The sequence below is a fragment of the Rhizorhabdus sp. P4_G6 genome (assembly GCF_056401045.1).
This window is the reverse complement of the sequence record NZ_JBFUKC010000015.1, coordinates 34057-53907: the sequence shown is the minus strand read 5'-3', so window position 1 is coordinate 53907 and position 19851 is coordinate 34057. Positions and strand designations below refer to the sequence as shown.

Here is a 19851-nt window from a genome sequence, read left to right as displayed (position 1 = left end):
ATCATCATCTCGCATGGTGAGAAAAGGTACGCCTCCGATCGCGGCGCTTGGCCGTACGCTTGCGCTGCTTGAAGCCGTGATTGCCGATGGGGGACAATCGAGCATAGCCGCTCTTGCGCGTGCCAACAGTGTTCCTCCAGCTACTGCGCACCGACAGGTGGTTTCGCTCGTCGCGGCCGGATACCTGGGCGTGTCGGATCGTGGGCGCTACATTCCCGGGCCACGGCTGCTCGGCCTTGTGCATCGACTGGACGTGCGCCAGGTGATCGTCAACATCGCGGCATCGCAGCTGCACGAACTGGCGGTAGCGACTGGCTGCGTTGTGCAATTGGGCACGTTCGAAAACGAGATGGTTACTTACCGGATCAAGACCGGAGAGGGGGCGGGTTCCTTGTTCACGCAAGTGGGAATGCAGCTCGAAGCTTATTGCTCGGGAATCGGCAAAGTCCTGCTTGCCCACCTGCCCGAAGCCCAGCGCCGGGCCTACCTCGCCGGGGGACCGTTCGTGGCGCTGACGAGCCGCACGATAACCGATCCATGCCAACTGGAGAATGAGTTGGAACGGGTCCGGGCCAGAGGCTACGCAACCGACGAGGGTGAGATCGCCGACGGGTTAGTCTGCGTGGCAGTTCCTATCCAGGCCCCGGACGGCCAGGTCCATGCCGCCATTTCCGTATCCCGTGCAAGTTCCGCAGACCCATCCGAAGGGCTCGGTACTATCCTGGACGGGTTACGCGCAGCGGCCCGGACCATCGAGCAGGCAGCATTCGGGACTCCGGACTGACAAGCTCTGGCTTGAGCAAGCCGTTCTGGGTGAGCAGGTCCAAAATTCGGTCATGGACCGGTTGGTGCAAACCCAACTCACGCCCCATACGCACAACCGCACCGGTGAGCACGGCGAACTCAGATTCGCGCCGTTCCAGCAAATCCCGTTGCAGTGAACTCGTCGCCTCTTGTGGGAAGCCGGCGACGAAATCGAGTGTGCTGGCCACGCAGCCTTCCGGGAGTTGCACACCGCGCGCGACCGCCAGCTCATGGATTTCCTGCATGGCTCCACCAAGCAGCGACCAACTTTCCAGCGATTCACGCAAGCGGCCGACCGGGATCCCGAGCGCTGCGCCTACACCCCCAATCGTGGATGCGAGCAGGAATTTCTCCCATAGGGTCGCCGCAATGTCGGACGGCCGGGAAAACGGGATGCCGGCTGCCGCAAACCTGGCGGCCAAGAGGTCGGCATCTGTATTGTCGGCTGAGCGCCATGGGCCAAAAGCGATTTCAGGCGGCACCCCGGTGTGTACGACGACACCATCGACCAGGACGAAGAACCCATGCACTCTACCGGCCAGCACCCTGGCGGTGGGCAACCCCAGGGCGACATGGTCGGGTGCGTCGACCCCATTCTGCAAGGTCAGCACCGCACGTGCAGGCCTGTGCCAGCTTCCAAGTTCAGCAAGCACCTCGCCAAGGCTTGCGCTTTTCGTGGCGATGATGACGAGACCCGCAGTCTGCGCCTTGGCCGTACTGCTATGGCAGTTGATCCGGACTACGCGTCGCTGATTGTCCATATCGAGCAGAATGCCGTGCTGTTCGATATCCGCTCGCCGCTGCCCGCGGGCCACAACGGAAACCCGTTGCCCACTGCCTGCCAATTGCGCCGCAAGAAAACCACCCAGTGCACCTGCTCCGATGACCAAGACTTCCTCGGAGTGATGGAGCGCACCCGGCATTTGTGGTTGCTTGTCCATCACTCCTATCAGGGGCATCTCGCTCGGTTCGTCAAGGTCGGTCGGCGCGCGCAGCCATTGACTGCCTGCCGTCTCCGGAACCTTGTCCGGACGACGGCATCTGCTTCGGCTCCTGCTTTTCGGTTGGCGAGCCGAGGTTTGTCTTAAGTGTTTGGCCCCTACATCAGTTGGACATAGGGGCCGGCTTTCAACCTATCTAGATTAAAACTTTTCGGGTCGGATGGTCAGCCGCAGCCAAAATTCGCGACCGCGAGAAATGGGACCTTCGAAATCCGGCAGCGTGCCTGCAGTAGTGCCCGTGCCCCCTCCTGTGCTTGGCGACTGGAAACCGCTGAACGCATAGTGCCGGTCGGTCAGGTTTCTGCCGATGAATGCAAGCTCATAGCTCCCGGATTGCGAGCCGACCGCCACCCCCGCATCGACGAGAACCCTTCTGGGGGCCTTCCCGATCGGGTTCAGTTCCTGGGAAAGGAACGAACTGGACGTGTAGATCGCATTGGCGTTCAATGTCAGCTTGAGGTCGTCTGAAACGGGGAGCGAGTATGTCGAGCCCAGGCTGGCACTGAATTTCGGAGCGCGCGGGAGGGTGCGTCCCTTGAACTCCTGAAGGTCGGGAACCGTCCCTGCGTCAGGGCCATCGATGGCGCACCCGTTGGCGATTGTCTGGCCGACGTAGCATGGAGCAACGAACGACGAGGCGTAGCGCGATGTATTATATCCGAATGCGCCGTACAAATTCAGGCCCGGGACCGCCTGAGGGTTGAAGTTGAAATCGCCTTCGAGGCCCTTCACGCGCGCCGACGATGCATTGAGGATCGAAAGTGCAATCGTGACCGGATCGAGGCGGCTAAGCTGCAGATCCTTGTAGAGATAGCTGTATGCGGAAAGGTTCACCCGCAGTTGACGATCGAACAGGCGCGCCTTCACCCCTCCTTCGAATCCACGGACGGTTTCGGGCTTATAACTGTTGTCGATCAGCGTGACGGCCGGATTTGCCAATAGGGCGCTGAAGGAGATGCCAGAAATGTTGTACGAGCCGGACTTGTAACCGTGCTTGTAAGAACCAAATATGTTAAGGTCCTCGTTCGGTTTGAAAGAGGCAGTCACCTCTGGCGACCAATTGTCATACTTACGATCGTGCACACCGAATTTGGGGTTTGCCACTCCGCCGACGGTGATCGCGCCCTGATGCTTGTGGTCCTCGGAATAACGAACGCCGGCCGAGAGGTTCAACTGGTTGGTGATGTCCCAACCAAGCTGCGCGAACGCGGAGTAGGACTTCGATTTCAGCGGAAAGCGATATTTCGGGATAAGCGGGGTGAGAGCGGCGATATTGATTACTTGCTGCTCTTCGTCGGTAAACTTGTCGTGTTGATAAAAACCACCAATCATGAAGTCGACAGGGGAGTCCGGGTTGCTGAATGACAGCCTGACTTCCTGACTAAACGTATCCTTGGCGACATCGTAATAGCCGCCGATGAAGAAGCGCCCTCCACTGGTCTGCGAGTCGAGAACATGTTGGCGTAGGTGGAAATAGCCCGAGAGCGAACTCAAGGTCAGGTAATCCGAGAGCGCGTAGGAGATGTCGGATACGAGCAGCGCCTGCCGCACCCGAAGGTAGTTGGCGTCCGAATTGAACCGGGGGTTTCCCGTCAATGCGGCGGCCGCGGCTGCGGGAAACGGCGCGAAAACGACGGTATCGTTGGCAATGCAGTCGTCGGTACCCGGCACTGCGGCCAAGCCCTTGGAGACGCCCTGGGGGCAGGCGAACTTCTGGCTGGTCGAATAGCTGCCGTTGTCCGACACATGATCATAAGTCCCGCGCAACTTGACTGTCAGCCGGTCGGTGGGAACCCAATTCAGGCTGATGCGACCGCCCTCTTCATCGGTTCCCGGCGCATGAGAGAAGGCGGCATTGGGAGCTACGTTGGTGAAATATCCTCTCTGTCGCGAGAAACGACCGGCTACGCGTGCTGTAAGGCTGTCCGACAAGGGCCCCGAAACATAGCCATCCAGGTCAATCTGATGGGCTTTGAATTCGTAACCAGCGCTAAACTGGGTTTGCAACGTCGTGGTCGGCTCTGCGCTGTGCATCGAGACAATGCCGCCGCTCGAATTCTTGCCGAAGAACAGCGCCTGGGGCCCCTTCAGAACTTCGACCTGGCCCAGGTCGATCGTCGCCATGCGCACAACACCGCCAAAACTGATGGGTATACCGTCGATATTGATGGTCACCGCCGGTTCCGTGGCCGGGTTGCTTGTCGGACTCGCGACCCCACGCAAGGTGAGGTTACCGCCATAGGGACCGGTCGCGGGCGAGATGACCAGTTGCGGGGTCAGCTTAGCGACATCGACGATGCTCGTGACACCGAAGCGGGCAAGCTTCTCGCCGGAGAACGCGGTGAGAACGACCGGTGTTTCCAGCGAGGTCTCATCGCGCCGTCGCGCGGTCACGATGATATCGTCAACAGTTCCCACAGCCTCTGAGGACGCGGCCCGACCTTGATCCGCGGCAGATTCGTCCGCTGCAAGCGCTGGAGTGCTAAGGCTGGCCCACGCCAGCGCGGCAAAGCTCACTAAGCGAAGTTCGTTTTTCATTTTAATCCCCTCCCAAACCGTTTTGCCGGTCGGATCTACTTACGGTTCCCGACCTTGGCGAAGTCCTTCCCGGTTCGATCGACGCGGTCGAACGCCCGGACCTTCACTTCATTGATCCTTGATCGTAATAAGAGGAATCGCAAGGGACGAACACGGGACAAAACTAGAATAAAGTCTTTAACACATGCTCGTTAATCGCCCGCGCGAGCTCGCGGCACAAGGCTTGGGTGAACGACTCCACGCCACCTTTTGACTGCCGTAGCCTGCATTACTGAATCCGCTGCCGAGGCCAGCAATCSACGATATGTTGACGATCGCGCCCTGCGTTCTCTTGAGGACATCGAGGAAGGCAGAGGTGACGTTGTAGTATCCGTCAGGCGCGGCGGCGTCAAACCTGCCTGCCAGCGACAAAGCCGTGCAGCGACATCCAAAGGCGAGCGGGAGTGTAGCGGATACAGCCAGCCAGCCCGGTCACCTATGACTTATCCTCTACTGGTAATTGAGGCTTCGCGCCATTGCTTCCACCTGATCCAGCAGCCGCAATCGCGGGGCCACTTCACCAGCTATCTCCCTGGCGATCCCGATATCTTTGTGCAGAATGTCCAGTTTGCCAGCGTAGTCTGGCCGGACATGGCCACCGGCGAAATCGATATATGCCTCGATCAGGCCCTTGATGCCGCCAGTCTCGCCGACTGCAGAGGCACGCCGAAACTCTGCCAGTGCGGCCGAATCGCCGAGGCCGCCCGCCATGATCTCAGCCAGCTCGGCAGGGGGCAGCCCGGCTGACCGCGCACAGGCGAACCCCTCTCCGATCGCCGCCACGATCGTGAAACCGATGATCTGATTGCAGGCCTTGGCAGTCTGTCCCATCCCCAGACCGCCGACATGCGTGACCCGCCGCCCCAGGCTTTGCAACACGGGCGCCGCGACTTCGAAATCGGCTGCCCGCCCTCCCGCCATGACCGCCAGCGAACCGGCCCGTGCGCCCGCCGGGCCGCCCGAAACCGGTGCATCAAGCCACGCGGCACCGTTCCGCGCTTCGAGTCTCTCGGCAAAGTCGATCGTGTTCCGGGGCGAAATTGTCGAATGATCGATCACGAGGCGCGGTGCCGGCTTGGCTTCGGCAATCCCATCCGGGCCGAATACCACCGCCTCAATCGCATCTGCATTGAGGAGACACAGGCACAGGATCTCGCAGGCTTCGGCAAGTTCGGCAGCCGTTCCGGCGATCGCGACGCCTTGCTCGGCGAGCATTTTCGATCGGCTGGCTGTGCGGTTCCAGACCATCAGGTCGTGCCCGCACTCGTGCAGGCGCATCGCCATCGGTAGACCGATGTCACCCAATCCTATGAAACCGATCCGCGCATTTGCGCCGCCTGCGTCGCCTGCCGCCATCCCACACCTCGTGCATGACTGAGTTCGCCTGCCGGGTTCATGCCTTGAATGCGAACAGGCGAACAAGTGCCGATCGCAGTTGCCACATTCACGTCGAATTCCGCTCCGTTTGATCCCGATCATCCTTCAGGATTGACAAGCGGCTGCAGTCACAGGCGGAATGGCGCAAGCAGACGCTGCGCCCGCGAAACCGTGGCGGTGGGTCTTGGATGCGAAGGGCAGAGGCGATGATCGAATCGAAACGTACCGGTCAGGTCCTGACCATCACTCTGAACGCGCCCGAGCGTCTGAACGCCCTGACCTCGTCCGACTGTCACGAGCTGTCGGAAATCTGGGACATGTACGAGGCGGACGACACCCTGCGCGTTGCCATCATCACCGGCACCGGGCGTGCTTTTTGCGCCGGCCACGACCTCGCCGACGATTTCTCGACTCCCTTGCCCGACACCGGATGGGGCGGCCTGGCCCACCGGCAAACCATGGACAAGCCGATTATCGCCGCAGTCAACGGACTTGCCGTGGGTGGCGGCTGGGAAATCGTGCTGGCGTGCGACCTGGTCGTCGCCGATGAAACCGCAAGATTCGGCCTCCCGGAAGCCCTCGTGGGATATGCCGCACTGGGCGGAGGTGCCAGCCTGCTGCCGCTGCGCATGCCCTGGCACATGGCCATGCGTTATCTGCTTACCGGGGAAATAATGGACACGCACGAGGCCCAACGCTGGGGGCTGGTCAGCGACATCGCCCCGCAGGGCACCTGCATGGAAGTCGCCAATCGCTATGCAGAGGCTATCATTGCCGGCGCGCCGTGGTCGATCAGGGCCACCAAGTCCGTGGCCCGCGCGGCGGTTGAGCCAGCTGCCGCCAATGAGGCGGTCTATCAACTGTCGATGGAGTGGTTCAACCGCGTCAGGAAGATGAACGACGCCAAGGAGGGCGAGGCTGCGTTCAGGGAAAAGCGCAAGCCGAACTGGACCGCAACATGAGCCAGGTCCAGCGCAGCGTGACCAGCGGTGCGGTTTCGCCGATTTCAGCGGTGATCGGCGATCCTTCCCAAAACAACGCCGGCAGACCACGCCCCGTCGACGGCGAGTTCGGCTCCTGAAATGTAGGATGCGGCGTCGCTGGCGAGGAAGAGGGAAGCATAGGCAACCTCGGTGGGCTCCCCGACTCTCCCCATTGGTACCCTGAAGCTCTTGGCGAGGCCCGACATGTCGCCCCCACCGGGGTTGAGCATCGGCGTATCGATCGCGCCGGGATGGACGGAATTTACCCTGATCCCGCGGTCGGCAAATTCCAGCGCGACAGACTTCGACAGCCCGCGCACACCCCATTTGGTGGCATCGTAGGCAGCGGTCCCGCCCGTTCCGCGCAGACCGTTGATCGATGAGATGTTGATGATTGAGCCGCTGCCGCGGTCGATCATCCCCGGAAGGACTGCCTGCATTCCCAGGATGCAACCTTTCAGGTTGACCGTCATCACCTGGTCCACCCTGTTGGGTGAAAGTTCGAGGAATGGCGTAGAATCTGCAAGCGCGGCGTTATTGACGAGGATGTCGACCTTGCCCGCAATCTGCTCCACTTCACTGACCAGATCTGCCCAGTTCTGCTGGCTGGCTACGTCAAGCCGTCGGAAGGTGGCAGCCTTGCCGATTCCGGCCGCAATTCCCTCGCCTTCCTCGGTGAGGACATCGGTCAGGAATACGCGCGCGCCTGAAGCGGCAAACAAGGTGGCGGTGGCAGCGCCCTGGCCGCGCGCGGCTCCGGTGATTATCGCGGTCTTGCCTTCGAGACTGATCATCCATCCCACTTTCTTGCTATCGCCGCTACATGGCCACTTTGCCGGTGCCGATCAGGCCCTGACGCGTTCGCCGCTCGGAAGGACGGGTCGTCAGCGAGATCCCGTCAGCCTCGCGAACCTGGCTTCGTGATAGAGCTCGTCTCCCCACGTCTTTTCGATTTCGATCATCCGGCGCACGTAGCGGCTCAGCTCATATTCGTCGGTGATACCGATGCCGCCGTGCAGCTGGATAGCGCCCTCAAGCACGGCTCGCCCATGCCGGCAGACGAGCGCCTTTGCAGCCGAAACATCGGCCTTGCGCGCGTCCGGATCGTCATTCGCCAAGGCCGCAGCAGCCATTAGCGTCCCCGAGCGTGCCTGCTCGGTGGCAGTCACCATTTCAGCGAAGCGGTGCTGAAGCGACTGGAACGTGCCAATCGCCTTGCCGAACTGGTGGCGGGTCTGGAGGTAGCCGGCAGTCAGCGCCAACATACGGTCCATCAAGCCCAGCGCCTCGCCGCAGATCGCGACCGTACCGTGGTCCACCGCGGATTCGAGGCTCGCAAGTCCCGACGGCGATGCGAATAGCGGCCCTTCAACCGCGGCCCCTTCCAGCACGACCCGCGCCAGCCAACCACCATCCAGGCTGCGCAGAGGAGCCACTGTCACGCCGGGTTGATCGGCAGACACCAAATAAACGTTCAGACCATCCTTGTCCGACCGGGCAGTCACGGCAAAGTGCGTTGCCATCGCACCGTCGACAACAATCTCCTTGGCGCCCGTCGCCACCAACAGACCGTTCCGATCCTCGACGCGGGTCTCGACCGACTCCAGGTTGAAGTCATGCACGGACTCGTCGCATGCGAGCGCGATCCTTACGCTTCCATCACCCATTGCCGGAAGATACTTTGCTCTCAAGGCATCGGAGGCGCTAAGCCGCAGCAACATCGGTGCCACCACGGCAGCCGTCACGAAAGGTTCCTGCGCCAGTGAGTGGCCGAGCGCCTCGCTGACCAGCATCGCCTCGACCGCGCCTAGCTCGATGCCACCGCTGGCCTCAGCAATGACGAGGCCAGCAAGGCCAAGCTCCGCCATCTGCTCCCAACGTGCGATAACGGCCGTCGTGGCGACCTCAGCCGGTTTGGTGACCAGTCGCCTGGCGGCGGCGCTCCGCGCGAATTTCTCTACCGTCTCGACGAGTGCGCGCTGATCCTCGGAGAGGTCGAATTTCATTGTGCACCCCACCGGCTGACAGATTCGCGATAGATCAGATTTTTCTGGATTTCCGTGGTGCCGCCGACCAGCCCCGATTTGCGAAATTCAAGATAGGTGGCGCTGGTACCGTTCAGCATGTGGCCGTAGGGCGGCGTGCCCTCAGCGCGGCCATTCCGCGCCTCCTCATCGTACGTGAGGCCGACTGGCCCACCCATGTCCATGAGCAGCGTGGATAGGCGCTCCAGCAGGTCCGTGCCGCAGAGCTTGAGGATGGATGCGGAAGGTGCATTGGGGTCATCAGGCGCGGCTGCAATCACCCGCATGAGCGTCCACTCGTGCGCCCTGAGATCGATCTTGATACGGGCGATCTGCGAGCGAAATGCGTCGAGCCGAGCTGACGAAACGCCGCTTTCGGAGAGACGCTCGGCCAGCCGCTGCGCGAACTGGAGAAGCCGCTTTGACTGGCCGAGTCCCGCGATTTCCGTGCGCTCGGCATTCAGCAGAAACTTGGCGACGGTCCAGCCCTGGTTCTCGCCAAGCACGACGTTCTCGATCGGAACCGCTACATCCTCAAGGAACACCTCGTTGACGTCGTGCGCACCGTCGAGCGAATGGATCGGGCGGACAGTGATGCCCGGAGTGTCCATCTCAAGGAGCAGGAAGGTAATCCCTTCCTGCGGGCGACCGCTGTCGGAGGTGCGCACTAGGCAGAACATGTAATTCGACCAATGCGCCCAGGTCGTCCAGATCTTCTGCCCGTTGATGATGTACCGGTCTCCATCGCGCACCGCCTTGGTGCGCAGCGAAGCCAGGTCGGACCCGGACCCCGGCTCGGAATAGCCCTGGCACCACCAGTCGCGCAGGGTAGGAATGCCGGGGAGGTAGCGGCGCTTCTGCTCGTCGGTACCGAAGGTCTGGAGGACCGGGCCGATCATGTTGATATGCGGAATCTGGCGCGGCGCGCCGGCCATGAAGCACGCTTCCTCGAATAGGACGCGCTGCATCGGGGACCAGCCGGGGCCGCCGAACTCGGCTGGCCAGGCGGGTGTGGCCCAACCGCGCTCGTCAAGCAGCGCCTGCCAGCGCAGATAGTCCTCTTTCCTCAGGTGTTGGAGGTTCTCAACGCGCTCCTTGATGTCATCGGGCACCATCGGCGGGATTTCAGCGCGGATCATGTCGCGGAACGCGATGTCAGCAGGAGAGAGGTTCAGGTCCATACTTAGAACGCCTTCTCGATCGCTATCTGGCCTTCGGCAAAGACTAGCACGCCACGGGCAGGGATGCGGGCTTCGATGCGCGCGCCCGATGCCTCGTTCCAAAGCGCCAGTTCCAAGGTCTCGCCGGGGAAGACCGGCGCGCTAAACCTGCCGGAAATTGCCCCGAGCCTGCGGGTGGCGGAAGTCCCCGGTGCCTCGCATAGCGCCTTCTCGGCAAAGGCGGCGCAAATGCCGTAAGTGGCCATGCCGTGCAGGATCGGTGCCGGAAAGCCTGCCTTGGTCGCGACTTCAGGAAGCATGTGCAGTGGGTTCTGGTCACCCGTAAGTGCGAACAGCTGAGCTGCCTGCGGCGAAGTCGGCACTTCGACGACGAGGTCGGGCGCGCGGTCGGGAATCGGGTTGGCCGCGGGCTTTTCGGCCGGCGGCGCGCCCACAACCTGGTCCAACCGGCAAATGACAGTCATCGACAGCGAGGCGTAGTGCGTCCCCGACTCCGCGTCATGGAGTTCGCGGGCCATGTTGAGCAGGCAGCCACGCCCCTCCCCTCTGTCGAAAATGCTCTCCACCCTCGATTGACTGCGCACCTTGCCTTCCGTCGGCAGCGGTGCATGGACCACGAGGCCCTGGCTGCCGTGCAAGAGGCCGGACAGTGTCAGGCCCAGCCCCAGGGCATGGAGACGGGGCGCTGCCAGCACCGTCGCGAGGGCGGGCAAGGTCAGCGCAGGCGGCAGCGGCCCCAGATAGCGCCGCATCCAGTCATCGGCCAGATCCATGCCGCAGCCCACGCTCAGTGCATAAAGGCAGCTGTCCAGGCTGGTGTAGGATTGCTCCATCACCACCGGCGCCATGCCCATCAATGCATCATAATCCTTCATGACATCTCACCGCTTGCAGAATTCTGGTATGCGCTGCCCTGACGCCGCGCCAATCTCGCGATGAAGCGGGCCATCACCCATTGTCACTGGCTCCTATCGGGTCGCTGGCGGCGATGACCGTTTCCCAGGCGCCTAGTTCCAGTCCAACGCGACCGACAGCCACTGCCCAGTGGCGTTGGCCGCCGAAATCCTCGCTCCAACGCCACATGTTGCGGCTGAGGCGGGCCAGCGGGTATTCCAGGGTTACCCCGATCGCCCCGTGGATCTGATGCGCCAACATCGCGCCCTTCTCCACCGCACGGCCCGCCCGCAACTTGGCGATGGCGACAGCCAACGAGCCATCCCCGTCGTCCATCCTGGCGCAGGCCATCCGCGCTGCAGCCGCAGTCGCCACCGCTTCACTGGCAAGTTGGGCCAGCATGTGCTGCACCGCCTGGAACTTCGCAAGCGGCCGGCCGAACTGGCTGCGCTCCTGTGCGTAGCGGACCGAAAGATCGAGCGCGCCCTGCAACGCTCCTGCGATCTGCACAACGCGCAGCAAGGCTCCGGCAAGGATCAGCTGATCCTCTTGCGGCGGCCTCCCGGCGATTGCACGGTCAGCGTTGCCAGCCGGGGAAGCTAGGGCAATCGCCGCGCCGCTGGCGGTGAGGACACGGGCATCGGCCGGAAGGTTGAGCCCTGGCTCGCCTCCCGCAAATCCCGAAGGCAAGCTCAGGAACACCGGTCCCTGGGCAGGTGCCTGGCCTGCCGCGCAGAGCAGGGCATTGGCAACCAGCGTATCGCCCAGCGGGGCAGGTTCACCGCATGACGCCGAATGAGCGAGCACGTCGAATAGCTCGGACCATTTCAGTTCGAAGCCGCCAACGGCTTCCGGGCACATCGCCAGTGGCAGGCCCAGTTCCTCGGCCTTGGCCCACAGCACCGGATCGCATTCCTCGGTTTCATCGCGCCGCCGGTTCTGCCCATCGGCATGGAGGCGGACGACCTGCTCGAGGAGGATATCGGAAACCGACATGGTCACCGCACTCCCAAAGAGCGGGCAGTGATGCCGCGCAGGATCTCGCGCGCGCCCCCGCGCAGCGAGAAGGTCGGAGCTGCCCGGATGGTATGTTCGATAGCCTTCCGCAAGTCCGCTGCCGGCATGTCAAACAGGCTCCTCACCGCAGGCGCCGTGCGCTGCTCGAGCTCGGCGCCGAGATCCTTGGTGATGACCGCAAGATAGGACGTATCCTCGTTGCGCTCGAGCTTGCCCGCAACCATCAACGACAAAGAGCGCAGCACCGCCGTTTCCGCGATCAGCGCGCCCAGCGTCGCCAGATCCGCGCTTTCCACTCTGGCCTCCGGTATCTCCGCGAACTTCGCAGCCGCTGCCGCGACCAGCGGGAATGCGCTGAGGAACCGCTCCGATCCGCTGCGCTCGAGCGCCAGCTCCGACGTCACCTGCGCCCAGCCCTGCCCCACGGTGCCGAGCACGCGCTCGTCGGGCACAAAGACGTCGTTGAACACGACTTCGTTGAAGTGCGATTCGCCGTTGAGATCGGCGATTGGCCTCACCTCGATGCCGGGGCAGTCCAGTTCGATCAGGAACTGGGTCAACCCGCCCTGGCGCATTTCACGCGCCGGACCCTGCGTGCGGAACAGGCCGATCATTACCTGGCAATACTGAGCGTTGGTGGTCCACAACTTGGTGCCGTTCAGACGCCAGCCTCCGGTGTCACGATCTGCGCGGGATTCGAGCGAGGCCAGGTCCGAACCGGCGTTGGGTTCGCTCATGCCGATGCAGAACGAGATGTCGCCGCTGGCGATGCCGGGCAGATAACGCTGCTGCTGCTCGGGCGTGCCGACTTTCAGAATGAGCGGGCCGCTTTGGCGATCGGCGATCCAATGGAGCCCTACCGGTGCGCCCGCCGCAAGCATTTCCTCCTGCAGGACGAAGCGCTCGAACGCACTTCGGCCGGCACCCCACGGCACGGGCCAGGTCATTCCGATCCAGCCGCGCTTGCCGACCGCCCGGCTGAATTCCCGATCGACACCCGCCCACGAATGAGCCCGGTCGAAGGTCGTCCAGTCCTGCGCATAGCCGGCCAGGAATTCCCTCACCTCCTGGCGAAGCTTAAACGCCGCAGGCGGAAGCATTGCAACGCCCTCGGTCACGCTCATAGCACGCCCTTCTCGGCGAGCTGCTTGACCGCACTCTCGTCCATCCCAAGCACTTCGTTCAGGACTTCTGCTGTGTGCTGGCCGATGACCGGTGGCCCCAACCGATATTCCGCAGGCGATTCCGAACATCTGATGGGGCTGGCAGCGACCGCGATCTCGCCTGACAGCGCATGCGGCAGCTTCACCTCGATTCCGCGCGCGATGAAATGCGGATCCCGTTCAAGATCGGCCATCCGATTGATGGGACCACAGGAAACCCCGGCGGGGTTGAGCAGGTTGATCCAGTACTCTCGGCTGTTCTGGACCAGGATTTCAGTCAGCGCCGAGGCAAGCTCGCTGCGATGCGCGACCCGCGCACCCATGCTATTGTAGTCGGGGTTTTCCATCCAGTCGGGCCGGCCCACTGCCGTTGCCAGTCGAGCGAACTCGCGGTTGTTGAAGGTGGCGATGAGCAGATAACCGTCCGCCGTCCGATAGACCCCGTAGGGCGAGGCGCTCGGGTGATCGTTGGCAGTACGCGGCATCTCGAATCGGCCGTTGAACCAGGCGGTGAAGGTGTTCGCCATTGCTGCCACCTGGGACTCGAACAGCGAGATGTCGATGTACTGCCCTTGCCCCGTCTGGTCGCGGTGGCGCAAAGCCAGCAGGATACCGATCACTGCGTCCTTGCCCGCGAGGATATCGGCGATCGGAACGCCCACCCGCATCGGCGGGCCGTCAGGTTCCCCGGTCACGCTCATCAGTCCCGACATAGCCTGCATGAGGAAGTCGTATCCGCTGCGTGTCGAATAGGGTCCGGTCTGGCCGAAGCCGCTGACCGAGCAATAGATCAATCCAGGATTCGACTGTTTCAACGACTGGTAATCGAGGCCGTATTTCGCCAGCGTATTGGGCCGAAAATTCTCCACGAAGATGTCGGCCTTTCCCGCAAGTTCGCGAAGCAAAGCGGCGCCTTCCTCGGTCTGGAAGTTAACCGCGATCGACCGCTTGTTGCGGTTCGCCGCCTGGAAATATGTCGATTCCCGCGTTTCCTTGCCGTTAAAGTCGATCAGCCAGGGCGGGCCGACGTGACGGACATCGTCACCCTCGCCGGGGCGCTCGACCTTGATGACATCAGCACCGAAGTCTCCGAGGCACTGCGTCGCCGTCGGCCCCGCGACAACCCGAGTCATGTCCAGAACTTTGATACCAGACAGTACCGACATCAGTATGCTCCTTGTCCCCTCCGTTTATGAGAAGGATTGCATGGCTGTGTAGGTGCAGTGACTTCAGCAGGAAACGCGAATTGGGCTACCGGTGGCAGTTACTACAAATCCGTTATTGCAAGGCTTCACCGGGTTGCGGTGCTGCCCAGCACGGCTGTCACCTGACTGGAGAGGAAGCCGCCATTGCCGTGCGCCACAGCGATTTCAGCGCCGTTTACCTGCCGCTCGCCAGCCGATCCGGTCAGTTGCCGATAGGCTTCGACAACGGTGAAGAGTCCGTACATGCCAGGGTGAACGCAGGCCAGACCGCCGCCGTTGGTATTTACCGGAAGGCTGCCGCCGGGACCGATGACTCCGGAGGCGACAAAGTCCCCGCCCTCCCCCTTCTTGCAGAAGCCAAGGTCTTCAAGGAACATGATCGTGTTGATCGAAAACGCATCGTACAATTGGACGACGTCGACGTCTTCGGGAGTGATGCCCGCCTGCTCGAAAGCACGCTGGCCGCTGAATTTTGCGGCAGAGGTCGTCAGATCGGGCATCTGCGCGATCTGGTAGTGGTCAGTCGCCTCGCCCAGGCCCAGCAGGTAGGCCGCCTTGCGATTTTCGACCCGGTCCTTGCGGACCATGACCACCGCGGCGGCGCCGTCGGTGACCAGGCAGCAATCCAGCACCGAAAGGGGATCGGAAACCATCCGCGCATTGAAATAGTCTTCTTGGGTGACAGGTTTGCGCAAGAAGGCTTCCGGATTCAACATTGCCCAATCGCGAGCTGATTTCACCACCGCGTACAGATGGTCGCGCGTCGTCCCGAATTCATGCATGTGGCGGCCTGCGGCAAGCGCATAGCCCCCCACAGGCAGGCGCAGGCTGTAGGGCTTTTCGTAGATGTTCGGCGCCGCCGCACTGACCAGCCCGCCAGTACCTGTGCGCTGATTGCTGCCGTAGGCTATCAGCGCCACGTCGATCTCGCCTGCAGCAAGCGCAAGCGCGGCGACGTTCATGTGCGTGAGGAAGGCCGATCCCCCGGTGCGGTTATTATTTGTCAGCTTTGGCCGGATGCCCAGATATTCGGCAAAGGTCAGACCGCTGAGAAAATCGCTCGGCTGACCGATGAAGAGACCGTCGACCTCCGAGAGGCCGATGCCGGCTTCATCAAGCGCCGCGAGGGCAGCGCGCGCGGCGAGGTCCATCGAAGTGAAGCCGGAGGCCTCGCCAATTCCGAAGGTGGCGGCGCCGACAATGGCGGCTGGCGTGCGACGATCAATCGTCATGGTCAGGAAGCTTTCCCCGGCTTGCCGCCGGCGGCTGGGACAAACACGACGGCGTGCTGGTCTTCGAACGGTACGATCTTCGCCTGCAACCGCATGCCGATGAAGACATCGGCCGGTTCGACCCCTTCGACTCGGCTCAGCATCCGCGGGCCTTCGTCCAGCTCGACGATCACCACGCCATAATCGGCATTCGGCGGTCGCACGCGAACGATCGTGGCGGCATACACAGCTCCCCCGCCCGAAGCCTCGATCCACTCAAGGTCGGTATTGCCCGTGCCCGGCTCTGCGACGCGCGGGTAGAAGAACGGCTTGCCGCTCGATCTGCTCTGCTGGAGCATGAACTTTCCCTGTGCCAGGAAGGCGAGGAATTCCTGGTCGGGTAGGATTGCGTCAATGGTTGTCATGGACAGGGTTCTCGCCTGGTTCAGGTGCTGATGTGGAAGCCGCCATTCACCGAGAGGGTCTGTCCCGTGATATAGGAGGCTGCGTCCGAAAGCAGGAAGCACACCGGAGTTGCCACCTCTTCAGGCGAGCCCCAGCGGCCCATCGGGATCTGGGCGAGGTAGGTGTCACGAAATTTTTCGCCGCGAACGGTCTCGGTCATCGGCGTCTCGACCACCCCGAACGCGACTGCGTTGACCCGGATTCCCTTGCTTGCCCACTCGCGCGCGGCCGACATGGTCAGACCGGTGATCCCCGACTTTGCGGCACCATAGTTGATCTGGCCGACGGTTCCGCGGCGACCTGCATCCGACGAGATGTTGACGATGGAGCCAGGGGCCTTTTCCCCCGCAGCCGCCTGGGCGAGCATTTTCCGGCCCACCGCCTGAAGCAACCGGAAGGGCGCAGTCAGGTTGACGTCGATCACGGCTTCCCAGGTGTCCATGTCCATCTTGTGGATCATCGCTGCACGGGAAATGCCGGCATTGTTGACGAGCCCCTCGATGCTTCCGCCCCAATCGGCAGCCTTGTCGACTGTTGCATTCACGAAGTCACCGTCAGTCACATCACCCGCTGCAGTGATGAGTCGCTCGGTCGCAGCCTCGTTGCTGAACTGGGCCAGCGCGTCCGCGTTGCGATCCATGGCAACGACCCGCCCGCCCAGCCCAAGAATGGAATTGGCAATGGCACGACCGATCCCCTGGCCCGCGCCGGTGACGACGATGGTCTTGTTCTCCAGTGTCATCGGATTGTGCATTCGCTGGCTCCCGAGAATTCAACGCCGTAGAACTACCGCCAAATGCTTTGCGAAAGACCCGTCTTTTTCGCAAAATACTTGACTACGATTTCCATGGATGGGGTGCGAACTGCCAGCAAGTCATCACTTGCCCGGCCTGAGGTTCATTCCGCTCCCCGCCCTTCGAGTGTTCGAGATTAGCGGCCCGCCGATCGCGTGACAGCCCTTTGCGCATGGCATGCGCGGATTACCACATATGCGTCACGCAGATGAATGCCGGCGCGGGCGTACTCCGCCGCTGAGAGATCCGTCCCTCGCTCGCACGCAATTCGATCTCAGCACTCGTCGCGTTCCTCGCGCGTCCTGCGAAGCCTCGAAAAGTCCACTACCCTCATCCCGATTCCCGGGCGCTCTCGAGCAGGTGATCCCGAATGAGGTCGGTCACGAATTTGACGAGCGAGTCCTTTTGCGGCGCAATGATCTCGGCCGCGCCGCCCACGCCGATGACCGTGGGAACCGGGAACATTTCGTGCGGAAGGACTACGGCGATAACCGCAGCGCCGGGGCTTATTTCGCTCTTGGCGACGTACAGATAGCCATTCTGTCTGACGAAGCTGACATCTTCCAGCAGCTGGTCGAGATGGATAAGGCTTTCATCAGGCGCCTTTTCTGCATTCACCCGCCGAACCAGTTTGCTGATCTCAGAATCGCACACGTCCCTCAACAAGGCACGTCCGCTCGTGGACCTCAGCAGCGGGCGTCGCTGCCCAGGGGTAAGATGCAGCCGAAGCGACGTTGTCGCTTGGGCTACCTGGATATATTGAGATTCAAGCTTATTGCGGATTGCAAGGTACGCGGTCTGTCCTGAAATCGCATTGACCTTGCGAACTAGCGAAGACAGCCGGTCCTCGCCGTGCAATTGGCCCATCACCCACGAACCAAGCAACCGTACCCGGCTGGTTGGAGCGAATGTGCGATCGGCATTGTTATACGACAGGTAGCCAAGCACGTTCAGGCTGCGCATGATCTCCGATGTGCTCGATTGCGGATAGTCGAGCGCGCGGGCAACCTGCGCGATGTTTGCCGGGGCCTGGTGATGATCGAAGAACTCGAGAATCTGCATGGTGCGGCCAGTGGATTTTACGACACTGTCAGGCAGCGGCTCCCATTTGGCAGGTCTTCCGGCGCCATCATGTGACGAAACTGCGCCGCCGTCCTGCCCGAATGGGGTGACTTCATCCGTTTCGCGGCCGACAGCGAGTTCGAGTCCCAACGTCCATCTCCCACCATGCGTGAGCCGTCGTTAACCTGCCGCATACCGCGGCCTGGGCTCGACGATCATCCTTGGATGGGGTAACACATATGCGATAGTCAGTAAAGCACTCGTACTAGAAGGCCGAGCACGAAGAAGCCGAACCCGCCCGGCACGGGCTCGGCCTTTCCCATGATCCGTTTTCGAATCGGGCTAGTTGACCATCGCCATGCCACCGCTCACGCTAAGCGTCTGGCCGGTGATGTAGTCGGATTCCCCGCTGGCGAAGAACAGGACCGCCATGGCGACTTCCTCGGGCTCGCCGACACGGCGCATCGGGATGACCTTGGTCAGGTTCTGCTGCACCGATTCGGATTGCGCATAATAGAGCGCCGTCCGGGTCGGGCCGGGCGAAACGCAGTTCACGTTGACGCCGTAGCGCGCGAGTTCACGGGCCAGCGTCTTGGTGAAAGAGATGATGCCGCCCTTGGCACCCGAATAGACTGCTTCGCTCGGGCTGCCAATGCGTCCAGCCTCACTCGCGATGCTGACGATCTTGCCCTTGCCCTTCTCCACCATGCCGGGGGCGAAGTGGTGGCAGAGATGAACCGGGCCGGTGTAGTTGATGGCGATGACCGTGTCCCAGGTTTCCGGTTGGCTGTCGAGGAAACGCTCCATCAGGTCCCAGCCAGCGCCATTGATCAGGATATCGACTGTGCCAACGCTAGCCAGGACGCTGGCCGCGAAGGCGTTGATGCTGTCGCGATCGGTCAGGTTCACCTTGTGGAATTCCGCCTTGCCGCCGGCGCCCACGATTTCGTTGACGGTAGCTTGACCGCCCTCGTCGTTCATGTCGGCGATGACCACGTTCGCACCTTGCGCGCCCGCCATGACCGCGATTGCCTTGCCAATGCCCGAAGCAGCACCGGTCACGACCATCGACTTTCCTTCAAATCTGCCCGTCATAGTTGGACACCTTCCCTTTGTGAGCTTCAGTTCGCTAAATCTTGCAGGTCTGGTCGAAGACCGGTGCCCGCTTTTCACGATGCGAGGCGACGCCCTCCTGGACCTCAGGCCCGGTCAGCCCGAGCATCTCGTAGGCCACGGATGCATCGAACGCCGGCCCCGCCATGCGGAACCAGTTGTTGAGCGAGTTCTTGGTCCAACGGATCGCGCTCGGCGCTCCGTTCGAAAGGCGCGTGGCCACTTCCAGCGCCTTGGCGTCGAGTTCCTCGTCGTCCACCGTAAGCGAGACCAGGCCGATACGCTCCGCTTCCTCGCCAGAGATCGAATCACAGGTCAGCAGGTAGTATTTGGCCTTGGCCATGCCACAGAGCAGTGGCCAGATGATCACCGAGTGGTCGCCGGCGGCGACGCCGAGCCGGGTGTGTCCATCAATGATTCGCGCAGTCTTCGACGCGATCGAAATGTCCGAGAGCAGGCCGCAGACCAGCCCGGCGCCGACAGCCGGCCCCCGCATCGCGCTGATGATCGGCTTGGAGCAGTTGATGATGTTGTAAACGAGGTTGCGGGTTTCCTTCCAGACCTGGTTCCGGAAGTGATAGTCGGTCATGCAGCGCTCGACGATGGCGAAGTCGCCGCCAGCCGAGAACGCCTTCTTGCCGCCGCTCAGGATTACGGCCGATATTTGCTCGCTGTCGTCGATATCGCGCCAGATGGTGACGAGTTCGGCATGCATCTTGGCGCAAACCGGGGTCAGCTTTTCGGGATCGCCCATGGTGATCCGCAGCACGCGCGGCGCAGGGAAATCGAACAGGAGCTTTTCGTAGTTGTCGAGAAAGGCGGTCATCGTTCCTCCAAGATGGCTCCCATGTTTCAGGGCAACGCAATCCCATGCCGGCGCGGCATCTGCCAACGGGGCGCGGCATAGGGCTTGCGGGCTTGATAAACACCGACGCCCGCGCGTTACCATTCTTAAATCCCGAACGACTGGATATACCGCG

At 62.0% G+C, this 19851-nt stretch carries 18 protein-coding genes; 2 read left to right on the top strand and 16 right to left on the bottom strand.

Going from position 1 to position 19851, the window contains the following annotated elements; genetic code table 11:
- Window positions 1–13: 13 nt before the first annotated feature.
- Window positions 14–784, top strand: coding sequence for an IclR family transcriptional regulator (locus AC1DPF_RS14810; protein WP_477869395.1), 771 nt, complete (start codon window positions 14–16; stop codon window positions 782–784).
- Here the strand turns inward: AC1DPF_RS14810 and AC1DPF_RS14805 are convergent.
- The 3 genes from AC1DPF_RS14805 to AC1DPF_RS14795 form a co-directional block, all read right to left on the bottom strand.
- Complete coding sequence (locus AC1DPF_RS14805; protein ID WP_477962106.1) at window positions 717–1745, bottom strand: ketopantoate reductase family protein; 1029 nt, start codon at window positions 1743–1745, stop codon at window positions 717–719. The two genes, AC1DPF_RS14810 and AC1DPF_RS14805, sit on opposite strands and share 68 nt — an antisense overlap.
- Window positions 1746–1946: 201 nt before the next feature.
- Entirely contained in the window at window positions 1947–4343 is a 2397-nt protein-coding gene (locus AC1DPF_RS14800) for a TonB-dependent receptor (RefSeq protein WP_477869391.1), read from the bottom strand.
- Window positions 4344–4832: 489 nt separating this feature from the next.
- Window positions 4833–5738 (bottom strand): NAD(P)-dependent oxidoreductase, encoded by a 906-nt coding sequence (locus AC1DPF_RS14795; RefSeq protein ID WP_477962104.1) that lies wholly within the window; start codon window positions 5736–5738, stop codon window positions 4833–4835.
- A 227-nt stretch (window positions 5739–5965) separates the two neighbouring features.
- On the opposite strand from AC1DPF_RS14795, the gene AC1DPF_RS14790 reads away from it, so the two are divergent.
- The gene (locus tag AC1DPF_RS14790; protein ID WP_477962102.1) at window positions 5966–6721 is read left to right on the top strand and encodes an enoyl-CoA hydratase-related protein; all 756 of its coding nucleotides are present in this window, start codon (window positions 5966–5968) and stop codon (window positions 6719–6721) included.
- 44 nt (window positions 6722–6765) lie between these two features.
- Here AC1DPF_RS14790 and AC1DPF_RS14785 read toward each other — a convergent pair whose 3' ends face one another.
- The 13 genes from AC1DPF_RS14785 to AC1DPF_RS14725 all read right to left on the bottom strand — a co-directional run bounded on the left by AC1DPF_RS14785 (window position 6766) and on the right by AC1DPF_RS14725 (window position 19697).
- On the bottom strand, window positions 6766–7536 hold the full coding sequence (locus AC1DPF_RS14785) for an SDR family NAD(P)-dependent oxidoreductase (protein WP_477869383.1): 771 nt from the start codon (window positions 7534–7536) through the stop codon (window positions 6766–6768).
- Between the two features lie 90 nt (window positions 7537–7626).
- Complete coding sequence (locus tag AC1DPF_RS14780; protein ID WP_477869381.1) at window positions 7627–8748, bottom strand: acyl-CoA dehydrogenase family protein; 1122 nt, start codon at window positions 8746–8748, stop codon at window positions 7627–7629.
- Window positions 8745–9947 (bottom strand): acyl-CoA dehydrogenase family protein, encoded by a 1203-nt coding sequence (locus tag AC1DPF_RS14775; protein ID WP_477869379.1) that lies wholly within the window; start codon window positions 9945–9947, stop codon window positions 8745–8747. The genes AC1DPF_RS14780 and AC1DPF_RS14775 overlap by 4 nt, the downstream gene beginning before the upstream one ends.
- Window positions 9948–9949: 2 nt before the next feature.
- Complete coding sequence (locus AC1DPF_RS14770; RefSeq protein ID WP_477962100.1) at window positions 9950–10822, bottom strand: MaoC/PaaZ C-terminal domain-containing protein; 873 nt, start codon at window positions 10820–10822, stop codon at window positions 9950–9952.
- Between the two features lie 73 nt (window positions 10823–10895).
- Window positions 10896–11837: an acyl-CoA dehydrogenase family protein gene (locus AC1DPF_RS14765; RefSeq protein WP_477869375.1), complete on the bottom strand. Its 942-nt coding sequence runs from the start codon at window positions 11835–11837 to the stop codon at window positions 10896–10898.
- Window positions 11838–11839: 2 nt separating this feature from the next.
- Window positions 11840–12982, bottom strand: coding sequence for an acyl-CoA dehydrogenase family protein (locus AC1DPF_RS14760; protein WP_477962098.1), 1143 nt, complete (start codon window positions 12980–12982; stop codon window positions 11840–11842).
- The gene (locus AC1DPF_RS14755; protein ID WP_477869371.1) at window positions 12979–14187 is read right to left on the bottom strand and encodes a CaiB/BaiF CoA transferase family protein; all 1209 of its coding nucleotides are present in this window, start codon (window positions 14185–14187) and stop codon (window positions 12979–12981) included. Before AC1DPF_RS14755 ends, AC1DPF_RS14760 begins: the two co-directional genes overlap by 4 nt.
- Before the next feature lie 125 nt (window positions 14188–14312).
- The gene (locus AC1DPF_RS14750; protein ID WP_477869369.1) at window positions 14313–15458 is read right to left on the bottom strand and encodes an acetyl-CoA acetyltransferase; all 1146 of its coding nucleotides are present in this window, start codon (window positions 15456–15458) and stop codon (window positions 14313–14315) included.
- Between the two features lie 2 nt (window positions 15459–15460).
- Window positions 15461–15862 carry a Zn-ribbon domain-containing OB-fold protein gene (locus AC1DPF_RS14745; protein WP_477869367.1) on the bottom strand — a complete coding sequence of 134 codons (402 nt, stop codon included), beginning with the start codon at window positions 15860–15862 and terminating at the stop codon, window positions 15461–15463.
- 20 nt (window positions 15863–15882) lie between these two features.
- Window positions 15883–16656 carry an SDR family NAD(P)-dependent oxidoreductase gene (locus AC1DPF_RS14740; RefSeq protein WP_477869365.1) on the bottom strand — a complete coding sequence of 258 codons (774 nt, stop codon included), beginning with the start codon at window positions 16654–16656 and terminating at the stop codon, window positions 15883–15885.
- A 370-nt stretch (window positions 16657–17026) separates the two neighbouring features.
- A complete protein-coding gene (locus AC1DPF_RS14735; protein WP_477962096.1) occupies window positions 17027–17908 on the bottom strand; it encodes an IclR family transcriptional regulator in 882 nt (293 codons plus the stop codon).
- Window positions 17909–18100: 192 nt separating this feature from the next.
- Window positions 18101–18853 (bottom strand): SDR family NAD(P)-dependent oxidoreductase, encoded by a 753-nt coding sequence (locus AC1DPF_RS14730; protein ID WP_477869361.1) that lies wholly within the window; start codon window positions 18851–18853, stop codon window positions 18101–18103.
- Between the two features lie 34 nt (window positions 18854–18887).
- Window positions 18888–19697 (bottom strand): enoyl-CoA hydratase/isomerase family protein, encoded by an 810-nt coding sequence (locus AC1DPF_RS14725; RefSeq protein ID WP_477869360.1) that lies wholly within the window; start codon window positions 19695–19697, stop codon window positions 18888–18890.
- Between the last annotated feature and the right edge of the window lie 154 nt (window positions 19698–19851).